The following is a 25,020-nucleotide window of genomic DNA, read 5'->3' as shown; positions in this document are numbered from 1 at the left end:
CATGATGAACTCATCCCAACCCAACCTGCCCCGGATTGACCTGGGGCTGTTCTTCCTGCGCATCACCGGCAGCCTGCTGTTGCTCTACGTGCATGGCCTGCCGAAAGTGCTGCACTTCAGCGAAGAGCTGACGCGGATCGAAGATCCCTTTGGCTTCGGGCCGTACTTCAGCCTGATCCCGGCGATCGTGGCGGAAGTGATCTGCCCGATCCTGATCCTGTTCGGCGTGGCGACCCGGCTGGCCTGCGTGCCAATCATCGCCGTGCTGCTGGTGGCGATGCTGGTAGTGCATCCGGGCTGGTCGATCGCCGAAGGCCAGTTTGGCTGGCTGCTGCTGATCATCTTCACCACCCTGGCCATCACCGGCCCCGGTGGCTGGCGGCTGCGTACACGTGCTACGGAGAGATTCGCATGACCCAGGTGACCGACGCGCACATCGAACACCCCCCTGCCCCGGCGATCTCAACGTGGCAGCCGCTGCACCAGCGGGTATTCCGCATGCTGTGGATCGCCACGGTGGTCTCCAACGTCGGCTCGTGGATGAGCGACGTCGGCGTGAACTGGAGCATGCTGACGCTCAGCGCCGATCCGCTGGATATCGCCCTGGTGCAGGCGGCAAGCAGCCTGCCGATGTTCCTCTTCGCCCTGCCCTCCGGGGTGATGGCGGACATCGTCGACCGGCGCAAGTACCTGCTCTTCTCCCAGCTGTGGGTGTTTATCGCCGCGGCGGGGCTGACGGTGCTGTCATTTACCGGCCAGGTGACCCCGACGGTGCTGCTGGTGGCGGCCTTTCTGCTGAGCGTGGGCAGCGCCATGAGTTCGCCGCCGTTCCAGGCGGTGGTGCCGGATCTGGTGAGCAAGGCGGAGCTGGGCCCGGCGATTGCCCTCAACTCGCTGGGGGTCAACATCAGCCGCGCCATCGGCCCGGCGCTGGGGGGCTTTTTGCTCTCGCTGGCGGGGCCGTGGATGGTATTCCTGCTCAACGCCCTGTCGGTGCTGGGCGTGGCCTGGGTGCTGTGGCGCTGGAAACCTGCGGCATCGGTGCATCGCCTGCCGCCGGAGCACTTCTTCTCGGCGGTACGTGCCGGGGTGCGCTATGTGCACGCCGCCCCGGTGCTGCGTAATGTACTGATCCGCACCGTGGCGTTCTTTCTCTTCGCCAGCGCGGGCTGGGCGCTGCTGCCGCTGGTGGCGCGCCGGGAGCTGGGCCTCGGTCCGGCGGGGTACGGCATCATGCTGGCCTGCATCGGGCTGGGGGCGATTGCCGGGGCGGTGCTGCTGCCGCGTCTGCGCCAGCGCCTCAATGCAGACCAACTGATGGTGGCGGCAAGCCTGGTCTTCGCCATCACCATGCTGGCCCTGGCCTTTGTGCGTCACTTCTGGCTGCTGAACCTGTTTGAGTTTTTCACCGGCTTTGCGTGGATCGCGGTGCTCTCCACCCTCAACCTGGGGGCGCAACGCAGCGCCGCACGCTGGGTGAAGGCCCGGGCGCTGGCGGTCTATCTGACGGTCTTCTTCGGCTCGATGACCGCGGGCAGCGCCCTGTGGGGGCAGATCGCCTCGCACGTCAACACCGCCACCTCGCTCTGCGTGGCGACGATCGGGATGCTACTGGCGAGCGCCACGGTGCTGCGCTGGAAGCTGGAGAAAGATCCCAATCTGAACCTCGACACCAGCGGGCTTATCGCCGACGACGCCCGGGAGAACATCCCCAACGAACGCGGCCCGGTGCTGGTCTCCTGCGAGTACCTTGTCGATCCCGAAGCGGTACCCGATTTTCTGCAGGCGGTACACGAGCTGCGCCGGGTACGTCGCCGGGCGGGAGCCATGAGCTGGGCGGTGTATGAAGATATCGACCGGCCGGGCCTGTATATCGAGACCTTCCTGCTGGGATCGTGGGTGGAACACCTGCGCCTGCAGGAGCGGCACACCATGAATGACCACCTGCTGCAAAGCCGCGTCCTGGCTTTTCATCAGGGCGATGCACCCCCGGCAACCCGCTATCTGGTGGCGCCGGTTTAAAACCTGAAACAACCTTTTGAGGAAGAGACTATGGCTACGATCAAAGCGAAAGACGGCACGCAGATTTACTACAAAGACTGGGGTGCAGGTAAGCCGGTGCTGTTCAGCCACGGCTGGCCGCTGGATGCCGACATGTGGGACAACCAGCTTAACTATCTGGCCGAGCGCGGCTTTCACGCTATCGCCTTCGACCGTCGCGGCTTTGGCCGTTCGGATCAGCCGTGGAACGGCTACGACTACGACACCTTTGCCTCCGACATCAACGACCTGATCACCGCCCTGGATCTGCGCGACGTGACCCTGGTGGGCTTCTCCATGGGCGGCGGCGACGTGAGCCGTTATATCGGCACCTACGGCACCGATCGCGTGGCTGGCCTGGCGCTGCTTGGGGCGGTAACGCCGATCTTCGGCAAGTCTGACTCTTACCCGCAGGGTGTGGATCAGTCGGTCTTCGACGGCATTCGTGACGGCCTGCTGAAAGATCGCGCCCAGTTCATCAGCGATTTCGCCACCCCGTTCTACGGCCTTAACGCCGGGCAGACCGTCTCTGAGGGCGCCCTGACCCAGACCCTGAACATCGCTCTGCTGGCCTCGCTGAAAGGGACCCTGGACTGCGTAACCGCGTTTGCCGAGACCGACTTCCGCCCGGATATGGCAAAAGTCGACGTCCCGACACTGGTGATCCACGGCAGCAACGACCAGATCGTACCGTTTGAAACCACCGGTAAAGTGGCGGCGGAGCTGATCGGCAATGCCCAGCTGAAGGTGTATGACAACGCGCCGCACGGCTTTGCGCTGACGCATCAGGACCAGCTGAATGAAGACCTGCTGACGTTTGTGAAATCGCTGTAAGAGTTAAGTTTGTTGCCGGGTGGCGCTTCGCTTACCCGGCCTACATGGTTTGTAGGCCCGTGCAAGCGCAGCGCCGCCGGGCAGATTACGTTTCTTCTGAGGTAAAAACCATCCCCGCGTAAGGCTTCTCCCGACATGCCGCCAGCCGGGCGGCCAAATCCCCCACGTGCAGTTCCAGCTTGTGCCCGTCCGGGTCGAGAAAATAGAACGACGCCCCTTCGCTTTTGTTCTCTTTCCAGACGGTAACGCCTGCGTCTTTAAGCTTTTGCGTGAAGGTGCCGAATTGTTCTGGTGCGACAGAGAACGCGTAGTGGGTGTAGTCGCTCTCCTGCGGCGGAATAAATTTGCGCGTATCGTCATAGGACAGACAGAGCCAGAGATCGCCGCAGGTGAGATACGCCCCGGTGTGCCATTCGGCGTGCAGGCGCAGGCCAAGGAGATCGCGCCAGAAGGTGATGCTGGCAGGCAGGTTGCTGACGGCGAGGGTCAGGTGGTTGAGGGCGTTGATCATGAGGTTCACTCCTGGATAGAGGTTAACCTCACTTCTTTAGCATGTTTATCGACGTATAAATAGAAGCGATCCTTGCACGCTTTTTTGGGCTGGCACCACATTTCCATTTCACGCTGTGTTCGCTTTTCTTTGATATAGCCTAAATCGGCGAGGTAGACCCGAAGCGGTTCGGCATTAGTCGTATCTTTGAAAATGATGGCATTCGAAGGAGGATATCCGTCACCGGGTTGAGATTCAAAGTAGTAACTTTGGGAAATTCTCGGCGCGTTTTGAATTTTATTATAGGTGAGAGTGTAATAACGATAGCGATCGGTTTCTTTGTAGACCGTCATCTCGTTTATGTCAGATGCGATGAGGTAGATAAACAGCGAGCAGAGAATTAAGACTGTGAGGAAAAAAACAATGAGGTATCTGATAAAGGTAAAGCGCATCATCTAACCCCTGTATATCCAAATGCTGTGCCATTTTCGGTAAGAACATTAACGACGCCAGAAGTAAAATCATCCCAGGGATACAACCATCTCATAAACATGGGAAGCTCAGCGATGTAAGGCTCATGCTTAATACAAGGGTCGTCTGGATCAGGAAAAATGATGGGTTTAAAGCCACTATTTTTAAAAGAGCCAATAGCTCCATAATAATCCCATCGCCGTAATGCAGATTCATAGCTTACAGGCTTCACCAGGTCAGCATAGAAGCCGGGTCTGATAGCACGATAGAATCCAAACAAATCAGAAACTAAATCTTCTCCGCTAAAGCCGCTATCTGTATACCAGGTAAATAGCCGAAGGCTTTGTAAATCTTCGAAATTGAATGCGGTACTCATCATCATCGCCAACATCATACGATTAATTTCGTGCGTATCACGGCCACGTCTGATTTCCCATTTGGCAAACCGTCCAATACCCAGTCGAGAGCTAACTTTTGCTACGCTCATATCCTGACGATACATAACGACATAGTAATTCCGCCCACTTCCCTCACCCTGCACAAACTGTCTTCTGAGTTCTTCGACATCATCGCCACGGGCATGGCCCATATCTATCCAACCCAGCACATCGGTATAAATAAGCCCTCTTAATGAATGTTCGAAGTCAGCACCATCCCTGATATCTTGTCTTGAGCTCACAATATATATCCTTATATGAGTAAAGCTCTGATAGTAAGTAAGATATTTTATCGTTGTCTATATCAGACTTAATTATTCGGAATTTATTGTAATGTATTACTTAATTGTTCTGGAATTAAGAAGGGGATGGAATATATTTTCCCTACTCATTAACCTTTACGCCGGGTGGCGCTGCGCTTACCCGGCTTACGGTGTTGTAGGCCCGTGCAAGCGCAGCGCCGCCGGGCAATGCCTACTGTTCTCTTTTAGCCCAGGCGGCACGCATCACAGGAATAAACACTGGTGGAATTACCCCCATTTTGGGTAACGGCGTATTGATCTCCACGCCCGGCGCAACCGCGAACCACTCCGTATTAAACGGCAATTTTTGCAGGCGATTAAGATCAAACTTTGTCGGCCAGCTTAGCCCTGCCGTATCAAGCTGATCGTCGATGACGAACTCGCCCTGATAAACGTGGTCCGTCCGTGAGGTTCCATAGACGATCAGGACGGCATGAAGATCCGGGAAGACGTTCAGAATCAGCCCGGGACGCGCTTTCGGCCCCGGATGGCCCAGATCCTCATGTTGAGGAAACTTGCACCAGATAATGTCACCGATTGCAGGTAACGGGTTGTAATTATTAGCCATAAGCATCCTGCTTATTTAAATAATGGAGAGTCCAGATCGTCCTCTGAGATGTCGAGGCCTGACAGTTTCTTAACGGCGGCATGTTGCGCGTCGGTCAGCGGGCCGTCGTCCTGTTCGTAAGCGGGAAGCACCTCTTTAGCAAGGTTGCGTAACGCCTTATGGACTAACTCGGTCTGATTCAGCGAGAGCTCCGCCATCAGACGGGCAAAAGTCTCCTCGCTGACGCCAAATTCGTTATCGACAGAACGAAGCTGGAACAGGAATTTTTTCGGAGGAGTACGTGTTGGGGTGGGCATGATTAACCTCTCTATAAAACTATATGCAAAGTATATAGGGAGAGATAAATATGATCCATATAGAAAGTATATACACCTTTCGGTGATCCTTGTTTTAGGTAGTTAGGCATTGCACTTGATGTTCCCGTAAAATGCCAGCAAAAGAAGGATAACTAACTGAAAATCTTGACTGGAGAACATATGGACGCGGCTGAAAAAGATGGCAGATTTGTGTGGGCGAATTTTTATCAGGCTTTTGCCAAACAGCTACTAACATGGCGAAGCAGGCGAGATGAACTGGTCGCAGGCATTCATCAGATCACCACCGAGGTCGCCGGGATGTCTCATCTGCAAGACAAACCAGCCCAGGGCGAGCCTTACCCGTTAAAAGATATTTGTCCATTTACGACAATAGGTTTATTCAATCGCACTCTCACGGACGCCAATCGGAGCAATATCGCCGGTCATCTGGCGAAATTAATAGGCGTTAGCGAAACCGTGCCCGATTCGTTTGCCGGAGTTCCAGTTCTTAACAACCAGAAATCATGGTTTTTTAGTAGTGAAGGAAAACGTCATACCGCTGACATCGATAAGCTGTGGGAGATGTTCGCTCAGGCCCTGAATTATGCGGATAACCCAACAAATTCGGCAAATTTCATTTATAGCTACGATAACGCATCTGGTGTGCGTAATGTAGGCTGGAATCTGACCATCGGGCTGTACTGGTGTTGCCCGTGGTTTTACCCCACCCTGGATAGCCAGTCGAAATCTTATATTCAGAATGTGCTCAATATTACGATTCTACGGGATGGAAAAAAAGGTCGCAGCAGTGGGCGAAACTACCTGAATATCAGATCCGATATTAATAATCTATTCAGTCAACCAGACTGCCCTGTTCATTCTTTTCCTGAACTTTCTCTGATGGCATGGAACAGGGCCGATGATAAGGAACAAAAGGGGTGGAAAGTATCCCTTTTGGACAAAGTAAAAAAATTATGTCTGGCGAAAAACAGTCCTCACTTAACACGCACTGAGTTTATTGAAACCTACCGGGAAGAAATTCAGGCCGAGCATCCTGATAATAATACGATTGAACATACCATTTCTCATTACCTGCAGAAATTACGTAAGGATGGAGAGCTAAGGAAGGTGCGAATAAGCAGGTCATTTCTTCCCAAGCTGACTCGCTGATTAAAATTTCGCGGATCTGGGCCGATTTTTTTCCCGCAAACACATCGAATCAGCCTATTTAGGCTATTTTTTCCACCATTTCTGGCGTTATTTCCGGTTTTTACTGAGATCTCTCCCACTGACGTATCATTTGGTCCACCCGAAACAGGTTGGCCAGGGTGAATAACATCGCCAGTTGGTTATCGTTTTTCAGCAGCCCCTTGTATCTGGCTTTCACGAAGCCGAACTGCCGCTTGATGATGCGAAACGGGTGCTCCACCTTGGCACGGATGCTGGCTTTCATGTATTCGATGTTGATGGCCGTTTTGTTCTTGCGCGGATGCTGCTTCAAGGTTTTTACCTTGCCGGGACGCTCGGCGATCAGCCAGTCCACATCCACCTCGGCCAGCTCCTCGCGCTGTGGCGCTCCTTGGTAGCCGGCATCGGCTGAGACAAATTGCTCCTCTCCATGAAGCAGATTACCCAGCTGATTGAGGTCATGCTCGTTGGCCGCGGTGGTGACTAGGCTGTGGGTCAGGCCACTCTTGGCATCGACACCAATGTGGGCCTTCATGCCAAAGTGCCACTGATTGCCTTTCTTGGTCTGATGCATCTCCGGATCGCGTTGCTGCTCTTTGTTCTTGGTAGAGCTGGGTGCCTCAATGATGGTGGCATCCACCAAAGTGCCTTGGGTCATCATGACGCCTGCTTCGGCCAGCCAGCGATTGATGGTCTTGAACAATTGACGGGCCAGTTGATGCTGCTCGAGCAGGTGGCGGAAATTCATGATGGTGGTGCGATCCGGCAGGGCGCTATCCAGGGATAATCGGGCAAACAGGCGCATGGAGGCGATTTCGTACAGGGCATCTTCCATGGCACCGTCGCTCAGGTTGTACCAATGCTGCATGCAGTGAATACGCAGCATGGTCTCCAGCGGATAGGGCCGTCGGCCATTGCCCGCCTTGGGATAAAACGGCTCGATGACAGCGGTCATATTCTGCCATGGCAGAATCTGCTCCATGCGGGAGAGGAAAATCTCTTTTCGGGTCTGACGGCGCTTAGTGCTGAATTCACTATCGGCGAAGGTGAGTTGATGGCTCATGATGTCCCTCTGGGATGCGCTCCGGATGAATATGATGATCTCATATCAGGAACTTGTTCGCACCTTCCCTAACGTTCCATGGTAATGGAAAATATCAATATATTCACTTCAATAATGCTGCCGTGCCCGGCAAAAATAACGCCTCTTACACTCTTAGCCATCTGATTGAAGAAGGCTGCTTCCTGGATGAAGAGAAGATTCACTTCATCCTTCAGCGGCTAAAAGACAAAAAGAACCTGATCCTTCAGGGCCCCCCCGGCACCGGCAAAACCTGGCTGGCGCGCCGTCTGGCTTACTGCCTGACGGGTGAAAAAGCCCCTGAGCGGATCAGCGCGGTACAGTTCCACCCGAACCTCTCTTATGAAGACTTTATTCGTGGCTGGCGCCCCGGCAAAGAGGGACGTTTAGAGCTTATCGACGGGCCATTCGTAAATGCCATCAACAAAGCGCTTAATAACCCCGCCGCGAAATATGTGGTGATTATTGAAGAGATCAACCGTGGCAATCCGGCGCAAATTTTTGGTGAAACGCTTACGCTGATGGAAGCTGATAAACGCACCCCGACTGAGGCGCTGGAACTCTCCTATCGCACGGCTCCGGATGAAAAAATCTATATCCCCGAGAACTTATACATCATCGGCACCATGAATATTGCCGACCGTTCCCTGGCGCTCCTCGACTTAGCCCTGCGCCGCCGTTTCGCGTTTATCGACCTGAAGCCGGTATTTAATGAGGCGTGGAAAAACTGGGTGAACCAAAAATTTGCGGTCGATCCGGATGTTCTGAATTTAATCGAATCGCGTCTGACGGCACTGAATGAGATGCTGGCAAATGACCTCGCCCTGGGGCCGCAGTTCTGCGTCGGGCACAGCTATGTCACCCCAGCAGCCGGCCAGCAGATTGGCGAGGCTATTGCCTGGTATGAACAGGTTGTCGAAACGGAAATTTGTCCGCTGCTCGCCGAATACTGGTTCGATGCCCCGAACAAAGTCAACGACGCAAGAAAAGTGTTATTAGCACAATGACTTCCGGCGAAGAGCAACTTAAGACGTCGCGCATTCCCGTGCGCAATCTCTGGTTATTGATGCTGTACGCTTCCGATCTGTTTCGCGAGCTGGGGCGGAGCTACGTTGCCGTGGAAGATAATCCGGATGAGATCCCCGATCTGGTGGCGAAGATCCTGCTCCATGAGATTGCGCTGCGCCGCCGTCGCAATTTAAGCATGGGCTATCAAACCCGGCATGCCAGTCTGAACCGGGTACGGGGAAGAATTGATATTCTGCATACCGCCAGCCATCAGCTGCTGGATCGGGGCCGGGTTGCCTGCCAGTTCCAGGAGATGACTCTCGATACGCCGCGAAATCGCTACGTTCGCTGTGCGTTAGAACGCCTCACCTCGCTCATCACTAAACCTGCACTGGCCGCAGAGTGCCGCTATGCGGCAATGGCGCTGCGTCGTGAGGGCATTAACGGCGAGTTCCCTGACAACCGCGAACTGCCCTCGGTGACACGCTTTGGCCGCCATGATGCGGCCGATAAACCGATGGTGGATGCTGCGCAACTGGCCTTTCAGTTGCTGTTACCCACTCAGGATAAAGGTCATCATCTGTTACCCGCCCCTTCAGATAATCTCTCCTGGATGCGAAAGCTGTTTGAGAAAGGCATTGCCGGTTTTTATCGCGTCCACCTCAAAAAAGGGATCTGGCAGGTATCTGCCGGGAAAGAGCTGAAATGGGCATTGAGCGATCAAAGCCCAGGCAGTGCTGATATCTTCCCGACGATGCAGTCAGATATCATTCTTGAACATCGGGTGAATGCGAAGCGCATCATTATTGATACTAAATTTAATGCGATCGTCACTAAGGGCTGGCATCGTGATACGACTCTGCGCAGCGGCTATATTTATCAGCTGTATACCTATCTGCGCACGCAGGAGAGCGATGCCGATCCGTTATCCCTTCACGCCGCAGGCATGCTGTTGCACCCTGCTGTTGGGTACATGATGAATGAATACATTGTCACCCAAGGGCATAAGATCCATTTTGCGACAGTCGATATGGCGGCGGATGCACGATCGATAAAAAATCAGCTCCTGGATTTGGCTTACGACTGCGCGCAGCCATAAAGCAAGCGTGGGCACATTTACGCCGGGTGGCGCTGCGCTTACCCGGCCTACAACACCCCAGGCCCGTACAAGCGCAGCGCCGCCGGGCAATGCCGGTTAGTGCTTCACCATTACGTGCCGCACCACGGTGTAATCTTCCAGCCCGTACATCGACATATCCTTGCCGTAACCGGAGAGCTTCTGCCCGCCGTGCGGCATCTCGCTGACCAGCATAAAGTGGGTGTTCACCCAGGTGCAGCCGTATTGCAGGCGGGCGCTCATGCGGTGCGCGCGACCCACGTCCTGGGTCCAGACCGATGAGGCCAGGCCATACCGGGAGTCATTGGCCCACTCCAGCACCTGCTCTTCGTCGTCAAACATGCTCACGCTCACCACCGGGCCGAAGACCTCGCGCTGGACGATCTCATCCTCCTGTTTCGCACCGGCCAGCAGGGTGGGCTGGTAGTAATACCCGCTGCCGCCCGCCACATTGCCGCCGGTGACCACGTGAATGTGCGGCAGGGCTTTGGCGCGCTCTACCGCCTCGCTGACGCGGGTCAGATGGGCGGCGGAACTGACCGGGCCCAGCTCGGTGGTTTCATCGTCCGGGGCGCCCATTTTCAGGCTGGCGACGGCGACGCCCAGTTTTTCCACCAGCGTGTTATAGACCTCTTTTTGCGCATAGATACGGCAGGCGGCGGTGCAGTCCTGCCCGGCGTTATAGAACCCGAAGGTGCGTACCCCCTCCACCACCGCATCGATATCGGCGTCGTTAAAGACGATCACCGGCGATTTGCCGCCGAGCTCCATATGGGTGCGCTTAATCGACGGCGCGGTATGGGAAATAATGTGCTCCCCGGTGGCGATGGAGCCGGTCAGGGAGACCATGCGCACCTTGTCGTGGCCGGTCAGCGGGTCGCCCACGGTTTTCCCCCGGCCAAACAGGACGTTAATCACCCCGGCCGGGAAGATATCTTTTGCCAGCTCGGCCAGCTTCAGGGCGGTGAGCGGGGTGATCTCAGAGGGTTTAAGCACCACGCAGTTGCCCGCCGCCAGCGCCGGGCCCAGCTTCCAGGCCGCCATCATCAGAGGATAGTTCCACGGGGCGATGGAGGCGACAACGCCCACCGGATCGCGACGGATCATCGAGGTGTGCCCCTCCATATACTCCCCGGCGGCCAGGCCATTCAGGCAGCGGGTGGCACCTGCAAAGAAGCGGAACACGTCGACAATGGCCGGGATCTCGTCGTTCAGCACGCAGTGCAGCGGCTTGCCGCAGTTCTGCGACTCCAGACGGGCAAAGGTGTCGGCGTTCTGCTCAATCACCTCCGCCAGCTTCAGCAAACATTCAGCGCGCGCTTTCGGCGTGGTCTGGCCCCAGGTACGGAAGGCACGATCGGCCGCCTGCACTGCGGCATCCACCTGCTCCGGGCTGGCTTCGGCTATCTCCAGCAGGACCTCGCCGGTGGCCGGGTTGTACACGGGTTGCATCTCACCTGAACCCGCAACCAGTTCGCCATTAATCAGTAAGTTGTGTTGCATAGCCGACTCCATTGTTTTTATGGTCTGAGTGAATTACAGAGATTGTCCCGCGTTAAGGCGTTTTGCGTGCTCGATCGCGTCGTTTTCCGGCGCGTTTGAGCGGCCAAACGGTCGGGCCAGCGCCATGTACACCAGCCCCGAAATCACCACCACCGACAGCCCCACCAGCACCGTCCAGCGGTCGATAAAACTTGCGCTCTCGGCAGGCTGGGCCAGCAACCAGATGCCGCACAGGCCGTAGGCCAGCGCCAGGATATTGACCAGCATTCCCCAGCCGCCGACGCTCCACTCCCCGGCGGGTTTCCAGCCTTTCAGCCGCTGGCGCAGCGCCGCCAGCACCACCATCTGGAACGAAATGTAGATACCGATAACCGCAAAGGCGGTGATGCGCGCCAGGTTATCCGGCTGGAAGTAAACCCACACGCAGATGAGCACCGGCAGCAGGCAGCTGACGATCATCGCGTTGTCCGGGACGCTGTTTTTCGACAGCTTCGACATCCAGGCGCTACCCGGTAGCATCTGGTCGCGGGAGAAGGAGAAGATCAGGCGGCTCAGCGCGGCCTGTAGCGACAGGATGCACGACAGCATGGCGATCACCGCGATGATGATAAATACCGTGGCGCCGGTTTCTCCCAGGGCTTCGTTGAGGATCGCCGGGATCGGATCGGCAATCTGGCCGTTGACGATGTTCATCAGATTCGGGGAGGCGAGCAGGTAGCCGAGGATCGAGATCAGCGCCGAGATGGCACCAAAGACGATGCTCAGGATCATCGCCACCGGGATCTTCTTGCTCGGGTTTTTCACCTCTTCCGCCACGTTGCCGCAGGCTTCAAAGCCGAAGAACATAAACAGGCCGATCAGCGCCGCCGCCATAAACGCCGGCTGGTAGCTGCCATCTTTGGCGATCACGCCCATCGAGTCGAAGACCACCGAGAAGGGCTGCGCGCGATGGAATATCAGCAGGTAGATCCCGAGCGCAATCACGCTGACGATCTCGCACCAGAAGCCAATTCGGGCCACCCGGGCGAGATTTTTGGTGCCCGACATGTTCACCGCCATCATCATCAGGAGCAGCACCACCGAGGTGATCAGCATGTTGCCGGCGGAGATCGCAAAGCCGAACAGTGACCCGACGAAGGTGGCGGTATATTCCGCTACCGAGGTGATGGTCACCACCAGTGCCCAGAGGTAGATCCAGGCGGCGATCCACGCATATTTTTTGCCCCACAGGCGTCTGGCCCACGGGTACAGCCCGCCAGTAATGGGATACTGCGACGCCACCTCGCCAAATACCAGCGCCACCAGCAGCTGTCCGCAGGCGACAATTGGGATCCACCAGATAGCCGGTGGCCCCGCCAGCGTCACCGCCAGGGCAAAGAGGGAGTAGACCGCCGTCAGCGGCGAGAGGTAGGTGAATCCGAGCGAAAAGTTAGAGATAAGGCCGATGGAGCGGTGAAATTGCTGTGTATTATCGCTATGAATTGCTTCATTTTTCTTGCCAGAAGTCTGTTCCATACGTTTTTCTCTGTGTAGTGATTAGGCCGCAGGTAACACGAATCAAGGTATAGAAGAGCGCCTGAAAGCCGTACAGCACCACTCTCGCGATTTGTTAAGATTTGTATGGATATGTCACGTTTTTGTTATGGTTAACCCGCATTTTCCGTGAGGCGCATCACGCCTGCGCGGTGAGATCGCGACCTGAGCGCGCTTTTTGCCGACTATTTCGCCTGTTTTTCCTGCCTGCATCACAGAATTCAAACAATCCCCCCTGAATAAATCCATTTTGCCAAAACGTAGATATTTTTAATTTATGGCTACGAAACACCCCGTTCCCTGAATACTTTCTGAGAGGATTGATTCTGATGAATGCACTGACCGCCGTACAACAGCCCGACGAGGCGTTAGCCCGGACCATCACCGGTTTTAGCATTGCGCCCTCCGCGCAGTCTCCGCGCCTGCTGGAGCTGACGTTCTCCGCGGAGGTCACGCAGCAGTTCCTGCGGGAGGTGGAGCAGTGGCCCATCCAGGCCCTGGAGTACAAATCCTTCCTGCGCTTTCGGGTGGCGAAGATCCTCGACGACCTGTGCGGCAACCAGCTTCAGCCTCTGCTGCTGAACACCCTTCTCAGCCGTGACCAGGGTGCCCTGCTGATCTCCGCCGACGGGGTGGATAACGTCGCCCAGGCCGACGAGATGGTGAAGATCGCCACCGCCGTGGCGCACCTGATCGGACGCTCCAATTACGACGCCATGAGCGGCCAGTACTACGCCCGTTTTACGGTGAAAAACGTCGATAACTCAGACAGCTACCTGCGCCAGCCCCACCGCGTGCTGGAGCTGCACAACGACGGCACCTTCGTGGATGAAGTGACCGACTACGTGCTGATGATGAAGATCGACGAGCAGAACATGCAGGGCGGCAACTCCCTGCTGCTGCATCTTGACGACTGGGAAGCGCTGGATAAATTCTTCAGCCATCCGCTGGCCCGTCGCCCGCTGCGCTGGACGGCGCCGCCGAGCAAAAACGTCTCTCAGGATGTCTTCCACCCGGTGTTCGATGTTGACCAGCAGGGCCGTCCGGTGATGCGCTATATCGACCAGTTCGTCCAGCCGAAAGATTTTGAAGAGGGCGTCTGGCTGAGCGAACTTTCAGACGCGCTGGAGAGCAGCAGGCACATCATCTCCATTCCGGTCCCGGTGGGTAAGTTCCTGCTGATTAACAATATGTTCTGGCTGCATGGCCGGGATCGCTTTACCCCGCACCCGGATCTGCGTCGGGAGCTGATGCGTCAGCGCGGGTATATCAGCTATGCCACCACCCACTATCAGACTCATCAGTAGGGATGGCGCGGATGTATGACTTCGTGATTACCGGCGGCGGCATTATCGGCATGTCGACCGCCATGCAGCTGATTGCGCTCTACCCGGATGCCCGCATCGCCCTGCTGGAGAAGGAGGCGGGCCCGGCCTGCCACCAGACCGGACGCAACAGCGGGGTGATCCACGCCGGGGTCTATTACACCCCCGGCAGCCTGAAGGCGCAGTTCTGCCTGGCGGGGAACCGGGCCACCAAAGCCTTCTGCGATGAGAACGCTATTCGCTATGACACCTGCGGCAAGATGCTGGTCGCCACCTCCCCGCTGGAGATGGAACGGATGCAGGCCCTGTGGGATCGCACCGCCGCCAACGGGATCGAGCGCGAGTGGCTGAGCGGTGCCGAACTGCGCGAGCGCGAACCCAATATCATCGGGCTGGGCGGGATTTTTGTCCCCTCCAGCGGGATCGTCAGCTATCGCGAGGTGGCAGCGGCGATGGCAAAACGCTTCCAGCAACAAGGCGGGGAGGTGATTTTCAACGCCGAGGTCAGCGCCCTGAAGGAGCACGCCAGCGGCGTTGTCATTCATACCCGCGACGGGCGCGAGTTTGAAGCCCTTACCCTGATTGGCTGCGCCGGGCTGATGGCCGACCGGCTGGTGAAAATGCTTGGCATCGACCCCGGCTTTATTATCTGTCCGTTCCGCGGAGAATATTTCCGCCTGGCGCCGGAGCACAATCAGATCGTGAACCACCTTATCTATCCGATCCCCGATCCGGCCATGCCGTTCCTGGGCGTGCATCTCACCCGGATGATCGACGGCAGCGTCACGGTGGGGCCCAACGCGGTGCTCGCCTTTAAGCGCGAAGGCTATCGCAAGAGCGATCTCTCCTTCACCGATATACTGGAAATTCTGGGTTCAACGGGCATCCGCCGGGTGCTGCAAAACAACCTTCTCTCGGGTTTAAGCGAGATGAAAAACTCCCTGTGCAGAAGCGGCTACCTGCGCCAGGTGCAAAAATACTGCCCGAGCCTGACCCTGAAGGATCTGCACCCCTGGCCTGCGGGTGTGAGGGCGCAGGCAGTTTCGCCAGAAGGGAAGCTGATCGACGACTTTTTATTTGTCACCACGCCGCGCACCATCCATACCTGTAATGCGCCCTCACCGGCGGCGACCTCGGCGATCCCCATCGGGGCGCATATTGTCAGCAAGGTGCACACCCTGCTCGCCAGCCAGCACAACCCCGGGCGTTCACTGCGGGCAGCCAGTCGCGCAGAGCCACTACACGCCGCGTATACCCGTTAATCATTCTGAGACAGGAAGCCATCATGCAACTCAACGATCCCAGCTTATTCCGCCAGCAGGCATATATAGAAGGAGAGTGGTGCGACGCCCACAGCGGCGAGACGATTGCCGTGACCAACCCGGCGAACGGCCAGACCCTGGGCAGCGTGCCGAAAATGGGCGCCGGTGAGACCCGCGAGGCGATTGAGGCGGCGAACCGCGCCCTGCCCGCCTGGCGCGCGCTCACCGCCAAAGCGCGCGCCAACATTCTGCGCCGCTGGTTCGATTTGATGATGGCGAACCAGGACGATCTGGCCCAGCTGATGACGCTCGAACAGGGCAAACCGCTGGCGGAAGCGAAAGGCGAGATCGGCTATGCCGCCTCCTTTATAGAGTGGTTCGCCGAAGAGGGGAAACGCGTTTACGGTGACACCATCCCGGGCCATCAGGCGGACAAGCGGTTGATTGTGATTAAGCAGCCGATTGGCGTCACTGCCGCCATCACCCCGTGGAACTTCCCGGCGGCGATGATCACCCGCAAGGCGGGCCCGGCGCTGGCGGCAGGCTGCACCATGGTCCTCAAACCCGCCAGCCAGACCCCCTACTCCGCCCTGGCGCTGGCCGAACTGGCGCACCGGGCCGGGATCCCGACAGGCGTGTTTAACGTCGTCACCGGTTCGGCATCCGATATCGGCAACGAGCTGACCGGCAACCCGCTGGTGCGCAAGCTCTCCTTTACCGGCTCGACCGAGATTGGCCGCCAGCTGATGGCCCAGTGCGCGAAGGACATTAAAAAGGTCTCGCTGGAGCTGGGCGGCAACGCCCCCTTTATTGTCTTTGACGATGCCGACCTGGATAAGGCCGTGGAAGGGGCGCTGGCCTCCAAGTTCCGCAACGCCGGGCAGACCTGCGTCTGCGCCAACCGCCTGTACGTGCAGGAGGGCGTGTACGATCGCTTTGCCGAAAAACTCCAGCAGGCGGTGGAAAAAATGCAGATTGGCGACGGCCTGACCCAGGGCGTCACCATCGGGCCGCTGATTGACGGCAAGGCGGTGGAGAAAGTCGAAGAACACATTGCCGACGCGGTGGAGAAAGGCGCGCGGATTATCACCGGCGGATCGCAGCATAAACTCGGCGGCAACTTCTTCCAGCCGACTATTCTTGTAGATGTGTCCGGTGATGCGAAAGTCGCCAGAGAGGAGACCTTCGGCCCGCTGGCCCCGCTGTTCCGCTTTAAGGATGAGGCGGACGTGATCCATATGGCTAACGACACCGAGTTCGGCCTCGCCGCCTACTTCTACGCCCGCGATTTAAGCCGCGTGTTCCGCGTCGGCGAGGCGCTGGAGTACGGCATCGTCGGGATCAACACCGGCATTATCTCTAACGAAGTGGCCCCGTTCGGCGGCATTAAAGCCTCTGGCCTGGGTCGGGAAGGTTCCAAATACGGCATCGAAGATTACTTAGAAATCAAATATATGTGCATCGGCCTTTAATCTTTCAGGAGATTTCAATGAGCAGCAATAAAGCGTTAATGCAGCGTCGTAGCAATGCCATCCCCCGCGGCGTGGGCCAGATCCACCCGATCTTTGCCGCCCGCGCCGAGAACTGCCGGGTGTGGGACGTCGAAGGCCGTGAGTATCTTGATTTCGCCGGGGGGATTGCGGTGCTGAACACCGGGCATCTGCACCCGGAGGTGGTGAGCGCCGTGGAAGAACAGCTGAAAAAGCTGTCGCACACCTGCTTCCAGGTGCTGGCCTATGAACCCTATCTGGAGCTTTGCGAAACCCTGAACCAGAAAGTGCCGGGGGATTTCCCGAAAAAGACCCTGCTGGTGACCACCGGCTCCGAAGCGGTGGAGAACGCGGTGAAAATCGCCCGCGCCGCCACGAAGCGCAACGGCACCATCGCCTTTACCGGGGCCTACCATGGCCGCACCCACTATACCCTGTCGCTGACCGGGAAAGTGAACCCTTACTCGGCGGGAATGGGGCTGATGCCGGGCCACGTCTATCGCGCCCTCTATCCCTGCGCCCTGCACGGCGTGAGCGATGATGACGCCATCGCCAGCATCCATCGCATCTTCAAGAACGATGCCGCCCCGGAAGATATCGCCGCCATCGTGATCGAGCCCGTCCAGGGTGAAGGCGGCTTCTACGCCACCTCCCCTGCCTTTATGCAGCGTCTGCGCACCTTGTGCGACGAGCACGGCATCATGCTGATTGCCGATGAAGTGCAGAGCGGCGCAGGCCGCACCGGCACCTTCTTCGCCATGGAGCAGATGGGCGTGGCGGCGGATATCACCACCTTCGCCAAATCGATTGCCGGCGGCTTCCCGCTGGCGGGCGTTACCGGCCGCGCCGAGGTGATGGACGCCATCGCCCCGGGCGGGCTGGGCGGCACCTACGCCGGAAGCCCCATCGCCTGCGCCGCCGCGCTGGCGGTGATGAAGGTGTTCGAGCAGGAAGATCTGCTGGGCAAAGCCAATAAGCTGGGCAACACCCTGCGTGAAGGGCTGCTGGCTATCGCTGAAAAACACCGGGAGATCGGCGACGTTCGCGGCCTGGGGGCGATGATCGCTATCGAGCTATTTGAAGAGGGCGACCACCATAAACCGGACGCTGCGCTGACGGCGCAGATTGTGGCCCGGGCGCGGGACAAGGGGTTGATCCTGCTCTCCTGCGGCCCGTACCATAACGTGCTGCGCATCCTGGTGCCGCTGACCGTGGAAGAGGCGCAGCTTCAGCAGGGGCTGGCGATTATCGCCGAGTGTTTTGACGAGGCGAAACAGGGTTAATCTTTATGCCCGGTGCAGGCCGGGCAGTCTTCAAGGAGCAGGACCATGACCATCATTTCCCAGGCGACGGCCATCGACGGCTACCGCTGGCTGAAGAACGACATTATCCGCGGCGTCTATCACCCGGATGAGAAGCTGCGCATGAGCCTGCTGACCTCCCGGTATGAGCTGGGCGTCGGCCCGCTGCGCGAAGCGCTGTCGCAGCTGGTTGCCGAAGGGCTGGTGACGGTCATCAACCAGAAAGGCTACCGGGTGGCACCCATGTCCGAACAGGAGCTGCTCGATATCTTTGATGCACGCGCCAACATGGAAGCGATGCTGGTCCGCCTTGCCATCGAACGCGGTGGCGAAGAGTGGGAAGCGGAGCTGCTCGCCCGGGTGCACCTGCTGAACAAGCTGGAATCCCGCGATGCCAGCGAGACGATGCTGGACGAGTGGGACCAGCGGCATCAGGCGTTTCATACCGCCATTGTGGCGGGGTGTGGGTCGCGGTATTTGATGCAGATGCGGGAGCGGCTGTTTGACCTGGCGGCGCGGTACCGGTATGTGTGGCTGCGGAAGACTGTTTTGTCTGTTGCGATGCTGGAGGAGAAGAATGTGGAGCATCAGAAGCTGATGGACGCGGTGCTGGCGCGCGATGCGGATAAGGCGGGGGAGCTGATGTATCAGCACTTGTTGACGCCGATTCCGATTATTCGGGGGGCGATGGGCTAGTGGGTTACAACATTGGCCCTGGCCCCATATGTCGGCCTTTTTCTATCAACAACAGAAAACATGAATCAACGCATCTCCATGATCGCTTCTGGAGCCCCTTCAAATATAAATGGGTTGAGGAACGCTCGCCCCCACAAAAACCTGCGATCCACTTCACTCAATGAGGCCTCCTTACATATCGCTTCCCAGTTCTCGCGAACCGCCCTGATACAGTGTGTGATCAGTTCAACAGCTTCCTGCTCACTCAGCAGAAATTTAGCCGCCGCCGACAGACAAACCGCCAGATTGCTCATTCGATTTTCACCGCTAATCAGCATTGCCTGGGTTGCTTCATTACCAGAACGACCCTGCGGGCAAATATCATAAGCTGGCGTCAGGCTCAGCGTTTTACCATCCCAAAAAGCGGCATGATTTCGGGCGTGATCGTCCGTGTTACCGCAAATAATATTAAAAACCAGACGACCAAATAATTCCCGTAACGTCTCTTTTGGTGCATCGAAGCGCTGACGAATAATATCCGTCAGATCCTCATAGCTCGCGTATCTTGCCATCATCTCATCAAGACCAAAAATGGTCAGCGCAGAGACCATCATGCGGCGCTGCCATCCTGTATGGCTTCTTATACGATCGAAGCGTTCAACCAGTATGACGTCTTTACCCGTCGTGTGGCGAAGAAGAACAGGCGCAACGTTTAACCCGGCACAATCAGCCAGGCGCATAGCGACATATTCAGCTTTAACAACGTTATAAGTATCAGTGGAAGAGGAGAACTTTGCGATAAATTTACGCTCCCCGGCTTCTATCATTGCCTTTGGCCGCGCTCCTCCCAGGGAACTCCCATGAAATAACGCTTGTTCCAGCTCCGGGGTTAAGGGCCTGCCACTTTCAACCATTGATGCCGCCTGCATCAACTCTTCAAGAGAGGCGCTTTGAGACGCTCGCGGCACGTACTCCGTGGCTGATAGCTGGAAGTCGAGCCCTCCAATTCTGTCTGAGCCAGATTCAAGCAAATAGGTCAGCTCATCCAGCCTGTCCGGATCAACATCCCTTCCCTGAGCGCCCATCAACCTGTTCAGGATCACCCTACGCCCCCAGGCATCCGGCGCTGCATCACGTAATGCACTCGCCTGTTGCAGACCCGGTGCCGGATAAATCGCGCCCCGGATCAGCGGAAGTTCCGGTTCATAGAGAGGGATCGCATCTTCCCGCTCCAGATAACTGCGCCCGTAGTTGAATATATACCGCTTACCATCCCGGTTTAGCACGCCTGCAACAACTGGCTCTGTTGCGCCAGGCAACCAGGCCCACACGTATGCCCGGTCATGATGGTTATCAGAAGTCATCATTTATCACCTTCCTTGAGCGATGCACTGAACGTGGCATCAGCGATAAGGTTTTCTCTGCGTTTGCCGTATGTAATGCCATCGATGCCGGGTCAGGGGTAAAAAGGGGAACGCCTAAAATGGTCGCCAGTTCGAATACCGCGCCAATTGCACACCCCATGTCTCCCTCTTCAGCACGATAAACAAGCCCGCGTGAAACACCCGCACGCTCAGCCAGCTCTTCAACGGTAAGTTGACGTTCAATACGCGCAGTACGAAGCATTAACCCCAGCAGTCGTGCAGCGTCGCGGCTATGGCGGGAATAAGTTCGGGTAGAGGGTTTTGCCATCACAGGCCTCTTTGTTCCATTAACAGGTCATATAAGGCAATTATAATCCGTTTATGGAACAATAAAACTTCTTTGCTTTAGCGATACCTTTGGGTTGTGATTAGTCGAACAACCATTTCCCAGCCCTGGCTGATTCGATCAACATGCTAATCGTAAAATCGGGAACAGGAACAGGGGCAGTTTTCTTAAATGGATTCCAGGAAAAAAACTCGTCGGGATAATAGATCTTTATATTAAAGCTTCCTCTATCAACGTTAAATTCTCTAAAAAATTCCTCCATGAGTTCTTCTGCTTCGTCGACATCCAGCAACATATCCGTATCGAGGTCTGTACTGGCATTGAGTAATTCCTGGTTTTTCTCGTTATTGATGAGGTACACGCCGTTATAGCGTCTGGCAAGCGCATAGATACGTTGTTCGATATTCCCGATCATAACTTATCATTTCCTTATGCGTAAAATTATAAATCACAGCGAATTTATATATTTAATGGATATTCGAAAGCAGCCGAATAACGCTTATTACGTTTTATATTACTCTGGACTTATTTTTATTTACTGGTTAGATTTACAGGTGTTATTTAACGCAATACGGGCATGCGCCAACATGCCCGTATCGCTCATCACAATCACTATTGAAAGAGAATAGTAACCATGACTGATATCGATTGTATTGCAGAATCACTGCAACCAGAAGTCTTTGCCGCTGACGACCGGGTATTTACCGTAAGTTATGCGACGCGGTATGGAGATTATACCCGCATCCCGGCGTTTATTATGAAAGGCCTGTGGCTCAATGAAGCGGGGTTCAGTACCGGAACGAAAGTAGATGTGAAGGTGATGAAGGGCTGCATGATTCTGACCTCCCGGCAGGGAGAGCCAGAGATAGAGACGCTGATGCGTGAGGTGAGTCAACTGTCGGACCAGAAGCAACAGCAGGTGATGGACTTTGTTGGGGTGATCTCCGGGAAGCTTCGAAAGGCTTAAGACAGCGAATGAATGAGAAAGGCGCCGGTGGGCGCCTTTTTTATTGGTTACGAAAGGCTGCCAGGTGCTCCCTGAAAACATACCGGGAGCCCTGAATGTATTATCTCAGGAACTGAGCAATCCAGCGAAGTAATTCGATTAAGGAATAGTGCCCGAAGAGTTCTCCCTCATTTGTTACCCAGATCGGGAAAAACAGCAACAGGCAAACAGTAAGCAGGCTGGTGAGAAGAAGGCTCATAAACCAACCGCTACGTAAAATCTTCTGATTAACCGCCCACTTAGCCAGATGCTGGCCCATTCGCCAGCGGACCCAGCCCCTGCGCCATAAATACCCCAGGAAAGAGATAACAACGGCAGCGATGGCAATAAACAGGCCACAGTAACGCGCCAGTACCTCCAGGGAAGCGAGTAAATTATGCTGATTATCCCAGCGCAGGAACGGCGTAAGATAAACCCGTCCTGTCATGTCGTTGAACCAGATGTTGCTATAGGCGGTATAAAGCGGCATCAACAGATAAATAATGACAGCGCTGAAGATTGCCCACTTCACCACCGACCAGTTTTGCACAGCCTTCGTAATGGCTTGCAGGCTGGTCAGGGCTTCATCAATATAGGTCGTCGTGACCCCACGATTCATCGCTTCGCGGAGCATCTCCCCGGATTTACCCTTGCGGTTCGCATCCAGCATCTCCTGATGGGCTTCCGATTCCATAAAGGTGGCCACCGTTTTACGGCTACATGCCGCAACAAGCGGATTCAGCAACTTCCCTCTGGTGGTTCGATAGACAAGCTCGTTAAGATCGTTTTTCAGCATCAACTCAACGACATGTCCCGCATCCAGTATCTGCGGACGACGACCGTAAACGATCCAGTTAACAGGCTGCGCAGCAAGCTGAGCCTGGCGTAGCTGGCTCGTAAACCGGGCAAAGGGTACGCTGGCGTTGTAGATAAAATTAACGTTACGCAAGCCCTCATCAATACTGGAATCTGCCAGCTCAACGGCACCATAACTCGCCAGTTCCGGGATGCCCGCTTTGTAGAGACCATCTTTGATGAACCTCGGCACATCCTCACGATGGTAGATCAGTTGGTATTGGGGCACGGCAACGCTGGAAAGCCGGGTAATGCGGGTTGTTTCGCCTGTTCCCTCACAGGGTGAACAGCGCTGGTTTCCCGATCCGCTACAGTGGCCGCAGTTCACCTTACCGCCTGTGCAGGTGTAACACATCCGGTAGTGGCTCTCCGTGCGGTACTGATTGGTATAGTGATCGAAATGGCTGCGCTGTTCCAGTACCTGCCCACTTCCTCCACAGGTTGTGCAGCTCACGCGTCCAGTACCATAGCACCAGGAGCAGTTGACCTGTCCGCGGCCATGACAGTTAGTGCAGTTTTCAGTTAAACAGAGACGCGTTGGGTGGGAATAGATTTCCTGCTCTTTTTCAAGTGCCCCGTAAGGCTGGGAAAGCACCAGCGCCTGTGCTTCACGGAGTGTTTCTGCCCGGGACAAGACCGCGCTGGTTTCAGCCTGAAGCGCCTCGGCGTACTGGAAAGTACTGGTGAAAACGCGGGTGCCGTTCCCGGCGCTGACTCTCCCTACCTGCGTGTGATCTGTCGTCTCAATGCGAAAATGGAGACTTAAGTTAATCTGGTAGTCGAAATCAATTTTTTCGACCAGTTCCAGGTCAAGATTATCTGGCTGTAGCCTCGTAGAACGCTCCACGAAGTTTTGGATGGTGGTAGAGCACGTACCCAGCCACGCGTCTTTCATCTTTATTACCTGAATTGAGAGTTGTTATCGGCAGAATGATATGGCTTTGCCTGGGTCAGGCAACTACTAATAAACGGAGTTGAGGATATTAAGCATGACGCATCTTGCGTATATAAAACAAAGCGCGTGGAAATCGAACTGAATTAACGCCTCGCGTAAAACCAATAATTAATACACTTTTATTAAATATCATCCCACGCCCGAAAGTCCTGAAAAACTCATAACCTCATTTTTTGAAGGTTGCTGATGGACTGAAGCCGGAGCCAGCGCTCTTAGACTCAGCACAGCTACCTGCAAAGGTTATGTGATTTCATAATCGACACTGAACCCTACGTTCACCCGCTGGTGAAGGCCTGTATTCTTCGCTTCATGATCGCCCACGAACACCCTTTCAGGTGTCACCATGATTGTCCCGTCTGGTATGCGACAAGATGGGAAATCTTTGTCTTCGATTTGAAGATAGCTTTTTCTTCTGGAATTTCACTTTGAGGCTCAATGCCCAGGATTGCACCTTCCCGGAGATTCTAAACCTCCACCCGTTCAAGGATCCTTCTTAGATATTCCTCAAGCTGATGTTTATGCAAATAAGCTTCAATCTCCCGCGCCCAGTTTTCTCCGTCGCCAAGCAGGGCGCGACTATGGGTAGCAGCATAGAGATAGCGGGTATCATAGAGATTAATCAGCGTCTGATTTATCCCTTCAACGCTGCATGCGGGGTTTTTACGTTGCTGTAGCTCCAGCGCACGGACAATACGCTCCTGATGCTGCGGATCGGAGGGAAACTCTCTCTCATGCAGTTCACTGAGCACTAAAAACTGCGGAGGGATCCCTTCTGCCATTGCCGCCTGCAGACGATAATGACCATCAAGGATCACAAAAGACGCCAGCCCGGCAATGTGCCGGACCAACACCGGCGGCAGTGCGCCTTCACGGCATTTTTTACGCCACCATTTCAGCCGCCCCGCATCGGTGTTTATCGGGTAACGTCCCAACAGCAAATTGCCGCCCCACCACCAGTCCACGTGCCTGACTTTTTGCGGGTCCGCTAAATCAGGGAAGTCCTCGCCATAGAGCACCCAGTTGCAGCCCATGTTTCCGGCGCTGGCAGGGGAATCAAAACGCCAGTCTGCGATGGGTACAGAGGGCTGCGCAGTGCGACTTACCGGTGCCATAGGCCTTAACAGCCAACGGCCCGCAGTCAGCAATGGCGCTGGCGAATCCATCAGCCGCCGGGCAAAGTAGCGACACCATTCGCCTGTCCATGCCTGCGCGCCCTGCGCTTTAACCGACTCCACCTCTGCCGAGGTCACTGACGGTAATAGCGCCTGCTGACCGGGATGGTCGGCGTTAAAGACCAGCCAGACGCCGGAATGATCTTTCAGCATTGTGGCCCAGAACAGCGTCTCGCCCTGAAACTGCAATGCCATGCGCCCATGGTGGCCGCTGAGCATCTCCATGGCATGACCGGGATGCTGCTCGGCCCGGACCGTCAGCTCCAGTCCCTGCCAGCGATTGTTCCGATCCAATAAATCTTTCCACCAGTATTGCGTCATTTTTCCTTCCCTGTGAGCGGCTTGCAGAGCCTTAAAATATAGGTGATGGGAATAGCAGAGTAAATTTGGTCACCTGATTAAAGATGTTGGGGTCCGCCCTT

General features: G+C 55.9%; 25 protein-coding genes and 1 pseudogene. 12 read left to right on the top strand and 14 right to left on the bottom strand.

The window, feature by feature from the left end; all coding sequences use genetic code 11:
- The first annotated feature begins 4 nt into the window (after window positions 1-4).
- From C2U54_RS07625 to C2U54_RS07615, 3 genes are read left to right on the top strand one after another with little or no spacing between them, the layout of a single operon-like run.
- On the top strand, window positions 5-415 hold the full coding sequence (locus tag C2U54_RS07625) for a DoxX family protein (protein WP_103181020.1): 411 nt from the start codon (window positions 5-7) through the stop codon (window positions 413-415).
- Entirely contained in the window at window positions 412-2,022 is a 1,611-nt protein-coding gene (locus tag C2U54_RS07620) for an MFS transporter (RefSeq protein WP_103178082.1), read from the top strand. The genes C2U54_RS07625 and C2U54_RS07620 overlap by 4 nt, the downstream gene beginning before the upstream one ends.
- 30 nt (window positions 2,023-2,052) lie before the next feature.
- The gene (locus C2U54_RS07615) at window positions 2,053-2,874 is read left to right on the top strand and encodes an alpha/beta fold hydrolase (protein WP_103178081.1); all 822 of its coding nucleotides are present in this window, start codon (window positions 2,053-2,055) and stop codon (window positions 2,872-2,874) included.
- An 85-nt stretch (window positions 2,875-2,959) separates the two neighbouring features.
- On the opposite strand, the gene C2U54_RS07610 is transcribed toward C2U54_RS07615, so the two are convergent.
- The 5 genes from C2U54_RS07610 to C2U54_RS07585 form a co-directional block, all read right to left on the bottom strand.
- Window positions 2,960-3,385: a FosA8 family fosfomycin resistance glutathione transferase gene (locus tag C2U54_RS07610; RefSeq protein WP_103178080.1), complete on the bottom strand. Its 426-nt coding sequence runs from the start codon at window positions 3,383-3,385 to the stop codon at window positions 2,960-2,962.
- A gap of 5 nt (window positions 3,386-3,390) precedes the next feature.
- Window positions 3,391-3,819: a hypothetical protein gene (locus C2U54_RS07605; protein WP_233210514.1), complete on the bottom strand. Its 429-nt coding sequence runs from the start codon at window positions 3,817-3,819 to the stop codon at window positions 3,391-3,393.
- Window positions 3,816-4,514, bottom strand: a complete 699-nt coding sequence (locus tag C2U54_RS07600) for a hypothetical protein (protein ID WP_103178078.1) — start codon at window positions 4,512-4,514, stop codon at window positions 3,816-3,818. The genes C2U54_RS07605 and C2U54_RS07600 overlap by 4 nt, the downstream gene beginning before the upstream one ends.
- Window positions 4,515-4,746: 232 nt before the next feature.
- Complete coding sequence (locus tag C2U54_RS07590; RefSeq protein ID WP_103178077.1) at window positions 4,747-5,142, bottom strand: hypothetical protein; 396 nt, start codon at window positions 5,140-5,142, stop codon at window positions 4,747-4,749.
- A gap of 11 nt (window positions 5,143-5,153) precedes the next feature.
- On the bottom strand, window positions 5,154-5,438 hold the full coding sequence (locus tag C2U54_RS07585; protein ID WP_103178076.1) for a hypothetical protein: 285 nt from the start codon (window positions 5,436-5,438) through the stop codon (window positions 5,154-5,156).
- A 180-nt stretch (window positions 5,439-5,618) separates the two neighbouring features.
- Here C2U54_RS07585 and C2U54_RS27435 point away from each other — a divergent pair, with 180 nt between their 5' ends.
- Complete coding sequence (locus tag C2U54_RS27435; RefSeq protein ID WP_103178075.1) at window positions 5,619-6,608, top strand: hypothetical protein; 990 nt, start codon at window positions 5,619-5,621, stop codon at window positions 6,606-6,608.
- Here C2U54_RS27435 and C2U54_RS27955 read toward each other — a convergent pair.
- Entirely contained in the window at window positions 6,527-6,727 is a 201-nt protein-coding gene (locus C2U54_RS27955; protein ID WP_327059513.1) for a hypothetical protein, read from the bottom strand. The two genes, C2U54_RS27435 and C2U54_RS27955, sit on opposite strands and share 82 nt — an antisense overlap.
- The gene (locus C2U54_RS07570; protein WP_000019441.1) at window positions 6,709-7,689 is read right to left on the bottom strand and encodes an IS5-like element ISKpn26 family transposase; all 981 of its coding nucleotides are present in this window, start codon (window positions 7,687-7,689) and stop codon (window positions 6,709-6,711) included. Before C2U54_RS07570 ends, C2U54_RS27955 begins: the two co-directional genes overlap by 19 nt.
- Before the next feature lie 146 nt (window positions 7,690-7,835).
- Here C2U54_RS07570 and C2U54_RS07565 point away from each other — a divergent pair.
- Together C2U54_RS07565 and mcrC are read left to right on the top strand one after the other, a co-directional pair.
- A pseudogene (locus C2U54_RS07565) lies at window positions 7,836-8,714 on the top strand (AAA family ATPase); the annotation flags it as partial.
- On the top strand, window positions 8,711-9,814 hold the full coding sequence (mcrC, locus tag C2U54_RS07560) for a 5-methylcytosine-specific restriction endonuclease system specificity protein McrC (protein ID WP_103178074.1): 1,104 nt from the start codon (window positions 8,711-8,713) through the stop codon (window positions 9,812-9,814). The pseudogene C2U54_RS07565 and the gene mcrC, both read left to right, overlap by 4 nt.
- A 96-nt stretch (window positions 9,815-9,910) precedes the next feature.
- Here the strand turns inward: mcrC and patD are convergent, their stop codons facing one another.
- Both patD and C2U54_RS07550 read right to left on the bottom strand, forming a co-directional pair.
- Window positions 9,911-11,335, bottom strand: a complete 1,425-nt coding sequence (patD, locus tag C2U54_RS07555; protein ID WP_103178073.1) for an aminobutyraldehyde dehydrogenase — start codon at window positions 11,333-11,335, stop codon at window positions 9,911-9,913.
- Window positions 11,336-11,368: 33 nt separating this feature from the next.
- Complete coding sequence (locus C2U54_RS07550) at window positions 11,369-12,850, bottom strand: APC family permease (protein WP_103178072.1); 1,482 nt, start codon at window positions 12,848-12,850, stop codon at window positions 11,369-11,371.
- Between the two features lie 347 nt (window positions 12,851-13,197).
- On the opposite strand from C2U54_RS07550, the gene glaH reads away from it, so the two are divergent.
- Genes glaH through csiR form a run of 5 tightly spaced genes read left to right on the top strand, consistent with a single transcriptional unit; the run spans window position 13,198 to window position 18,942 of the window.
- Window positions 13,198-14,175: a glutarate dioxygenase GlaH gene (gene glaH / locus C2U54_RS07545; RefSeq protein ID WP_103178071.1), complete on the top strand. Its 978-nt coding sequence runs from the start codon at window positions 13,198-13,200 to the stop codon at window positions 14,173-14,175.
- A gap of 11 nt (window positions 14,176-14,186) precedes the next feature.
- Window positions 14,187-15,455 carry an L-2-hydroxyglutarate oxidase gene (gene lhgO / locus C2U54_RS07540; RefSeq protein ID WP_103181018.1) on the top strand — a complete coding sequence of 423 codons (1,269 nt, stop codon included), beginning with the start codon at window positions 14,187-14,189 and terminating at the stop codon, window positions 15,453-15,455.
- Between the two features lie 23 nt (window positions 15,456-15,478).
- Window positions 15,479-16,927: an NADP-dependent succinate-semialdehyde dehydrogenase gene (gabD, locus tag C2U54_RS07535; protein WP_103178070.1), complete on the top strand. Its 1,449-nt coding sequence runs from the start codon at window positions 15,479-15,481 to the stop codon at window positions 16,925-16,927.
- A 17-nt stretch (window positions 16,928-16,944) separates the two neighbouring features.
- On the top strand, window positions 16,945-18,228 hold the full coding sequence (gabT, locus tag C2U54_RS07530) for a 4-aminobutyrate--2-oxoglutarate transaminase (RefSeq protein ID WP_103178069.1): 1,284 nt from the start codon (window positions 16,945-16,947) through the stop codon (window positions 18,226-18,228).
- Window positions 18,229-18,273: 45 nt separating this feature from the next.
- Complete coding sequence (csiR, locus tag C2U54_RS07525) at window positions 18,274-18,942, top strand: DNA-binding transcriptional regulator CsiR (RefSeq protein WP_103178068.1); 669 nt, start codon at window positions 18,274-18,276, stop codon at window positions 18,940-18,942.
- 65 nt (window positions 18,943-19,007) lie between these two features.
- On the opposite strand, the gene C2U54_RS07520 is transcribed toward csiR, so the two are convergent.
- The 3 genes from C2U54_RS07520 to C2U54_RS07510 form a co-directional block, all read right to left on the bottom strand.
- On the bottom strand, window positions 19,008-20,285 hold the full coding sequence (locus C2U54_RS07520) for a type II toxin-antitoxin system HipA family toxin (RefSeq protein WP_103181017.1): 1,278 nt from the start codon (window positions 20,283-20,285) through the stop codon (window positions 19,008-19,010).
- A complete protein-coding gene (locus tag C2U54_RS07515; protein WP_103178067.1) occupies window positions 20,275-20,613 on the bottom strand; it encodes a helix-turn-helix domain-containing protein in 339 nt (112 codons plus the stop codon). The genes C2U54_RS07520 and C2U54_RS07515 overlap by 11 nt, the downstream gene beginning before the upstream one ends.
- A gap of 100 nt (window positions 20,614-20,713) precedes the next feature.
- Window positions 20,714-21,046: a DUF1493 family protein gene (locus C2U54_RS07510; RefSeq protein ID WP_103178066.1), complete on the bottom strand. Its 333-nt coding sequence runs from the start codon at window positions 21,044-21,046 to the stop codon at window positions 20,714-20,716.
- A gap of 219 nt (window positions 21,047-21,265) precedes the next feature.
- Here C2U54_RS07510 and symE point away from each other — a divergent pair, with 219 nt between their 5' ends.
- Window positions 21,266-21,598: an endoribonuclease SymE gene (symE, locus tag C2U54_RS07505; protein ID WP_103178065.1), complete on the top strand. Its 333-nt coding sequence runs from the start codon at window positions 21,266-21,268 to the stop codon at window positions 21,596-21,598.
- A gap of 100 nt (window positions 21,599-21,698) precedes the next feature.
- On the opposite strand, the gene C2U54_RS07500 is transcribed toward symE, so the two are convergent.
- Together C2U54_RS07500 and C2U54_RS07495 are read right to left on the bottom strand one after the other, a co-directional pair.
- Entirely contained in the window at window positions 21,699-23,366 is a 1,668-nt protein-coding gene (locus tag C2U54_RS07500) for a DnaJ-like cysteine-rich domain-containing protein (protein WP_103178064.1), read from the bottom strand.
- 524 nt (window positions 23,367-23,890) lie between these two features.
- Window positions 23,891-24,919 carry a hypothetical protein gene (locus C2U54_RS07495; RefSeq protein ID WP_103178063.1) on the bottom strand — a complete coding sequence of 343 codons (1,029 nt, stop codon included), beginning with the start codon at window positions 24,917-24,919 and terminating at the stop codon, window positions 23,891-23,893.
- Window positions 24,920-25,020: the final 101 nt, after the last annotated feature.

This window comes from Leclercia sp. LSNIH1, assembly GCF_002902985.1.
Classification (GTDB): domain Bacteria; phylum Pseudomonadota; class Gammaproteobacteria; order Enterobacterales; family Enterobacteriaceae; genus Enterobacter.
The sequence above is the reverse complement of the archived record's forward strand: the minus strand, read 5'-3'. Positions and strand labels throughout refer to the sequence as shown.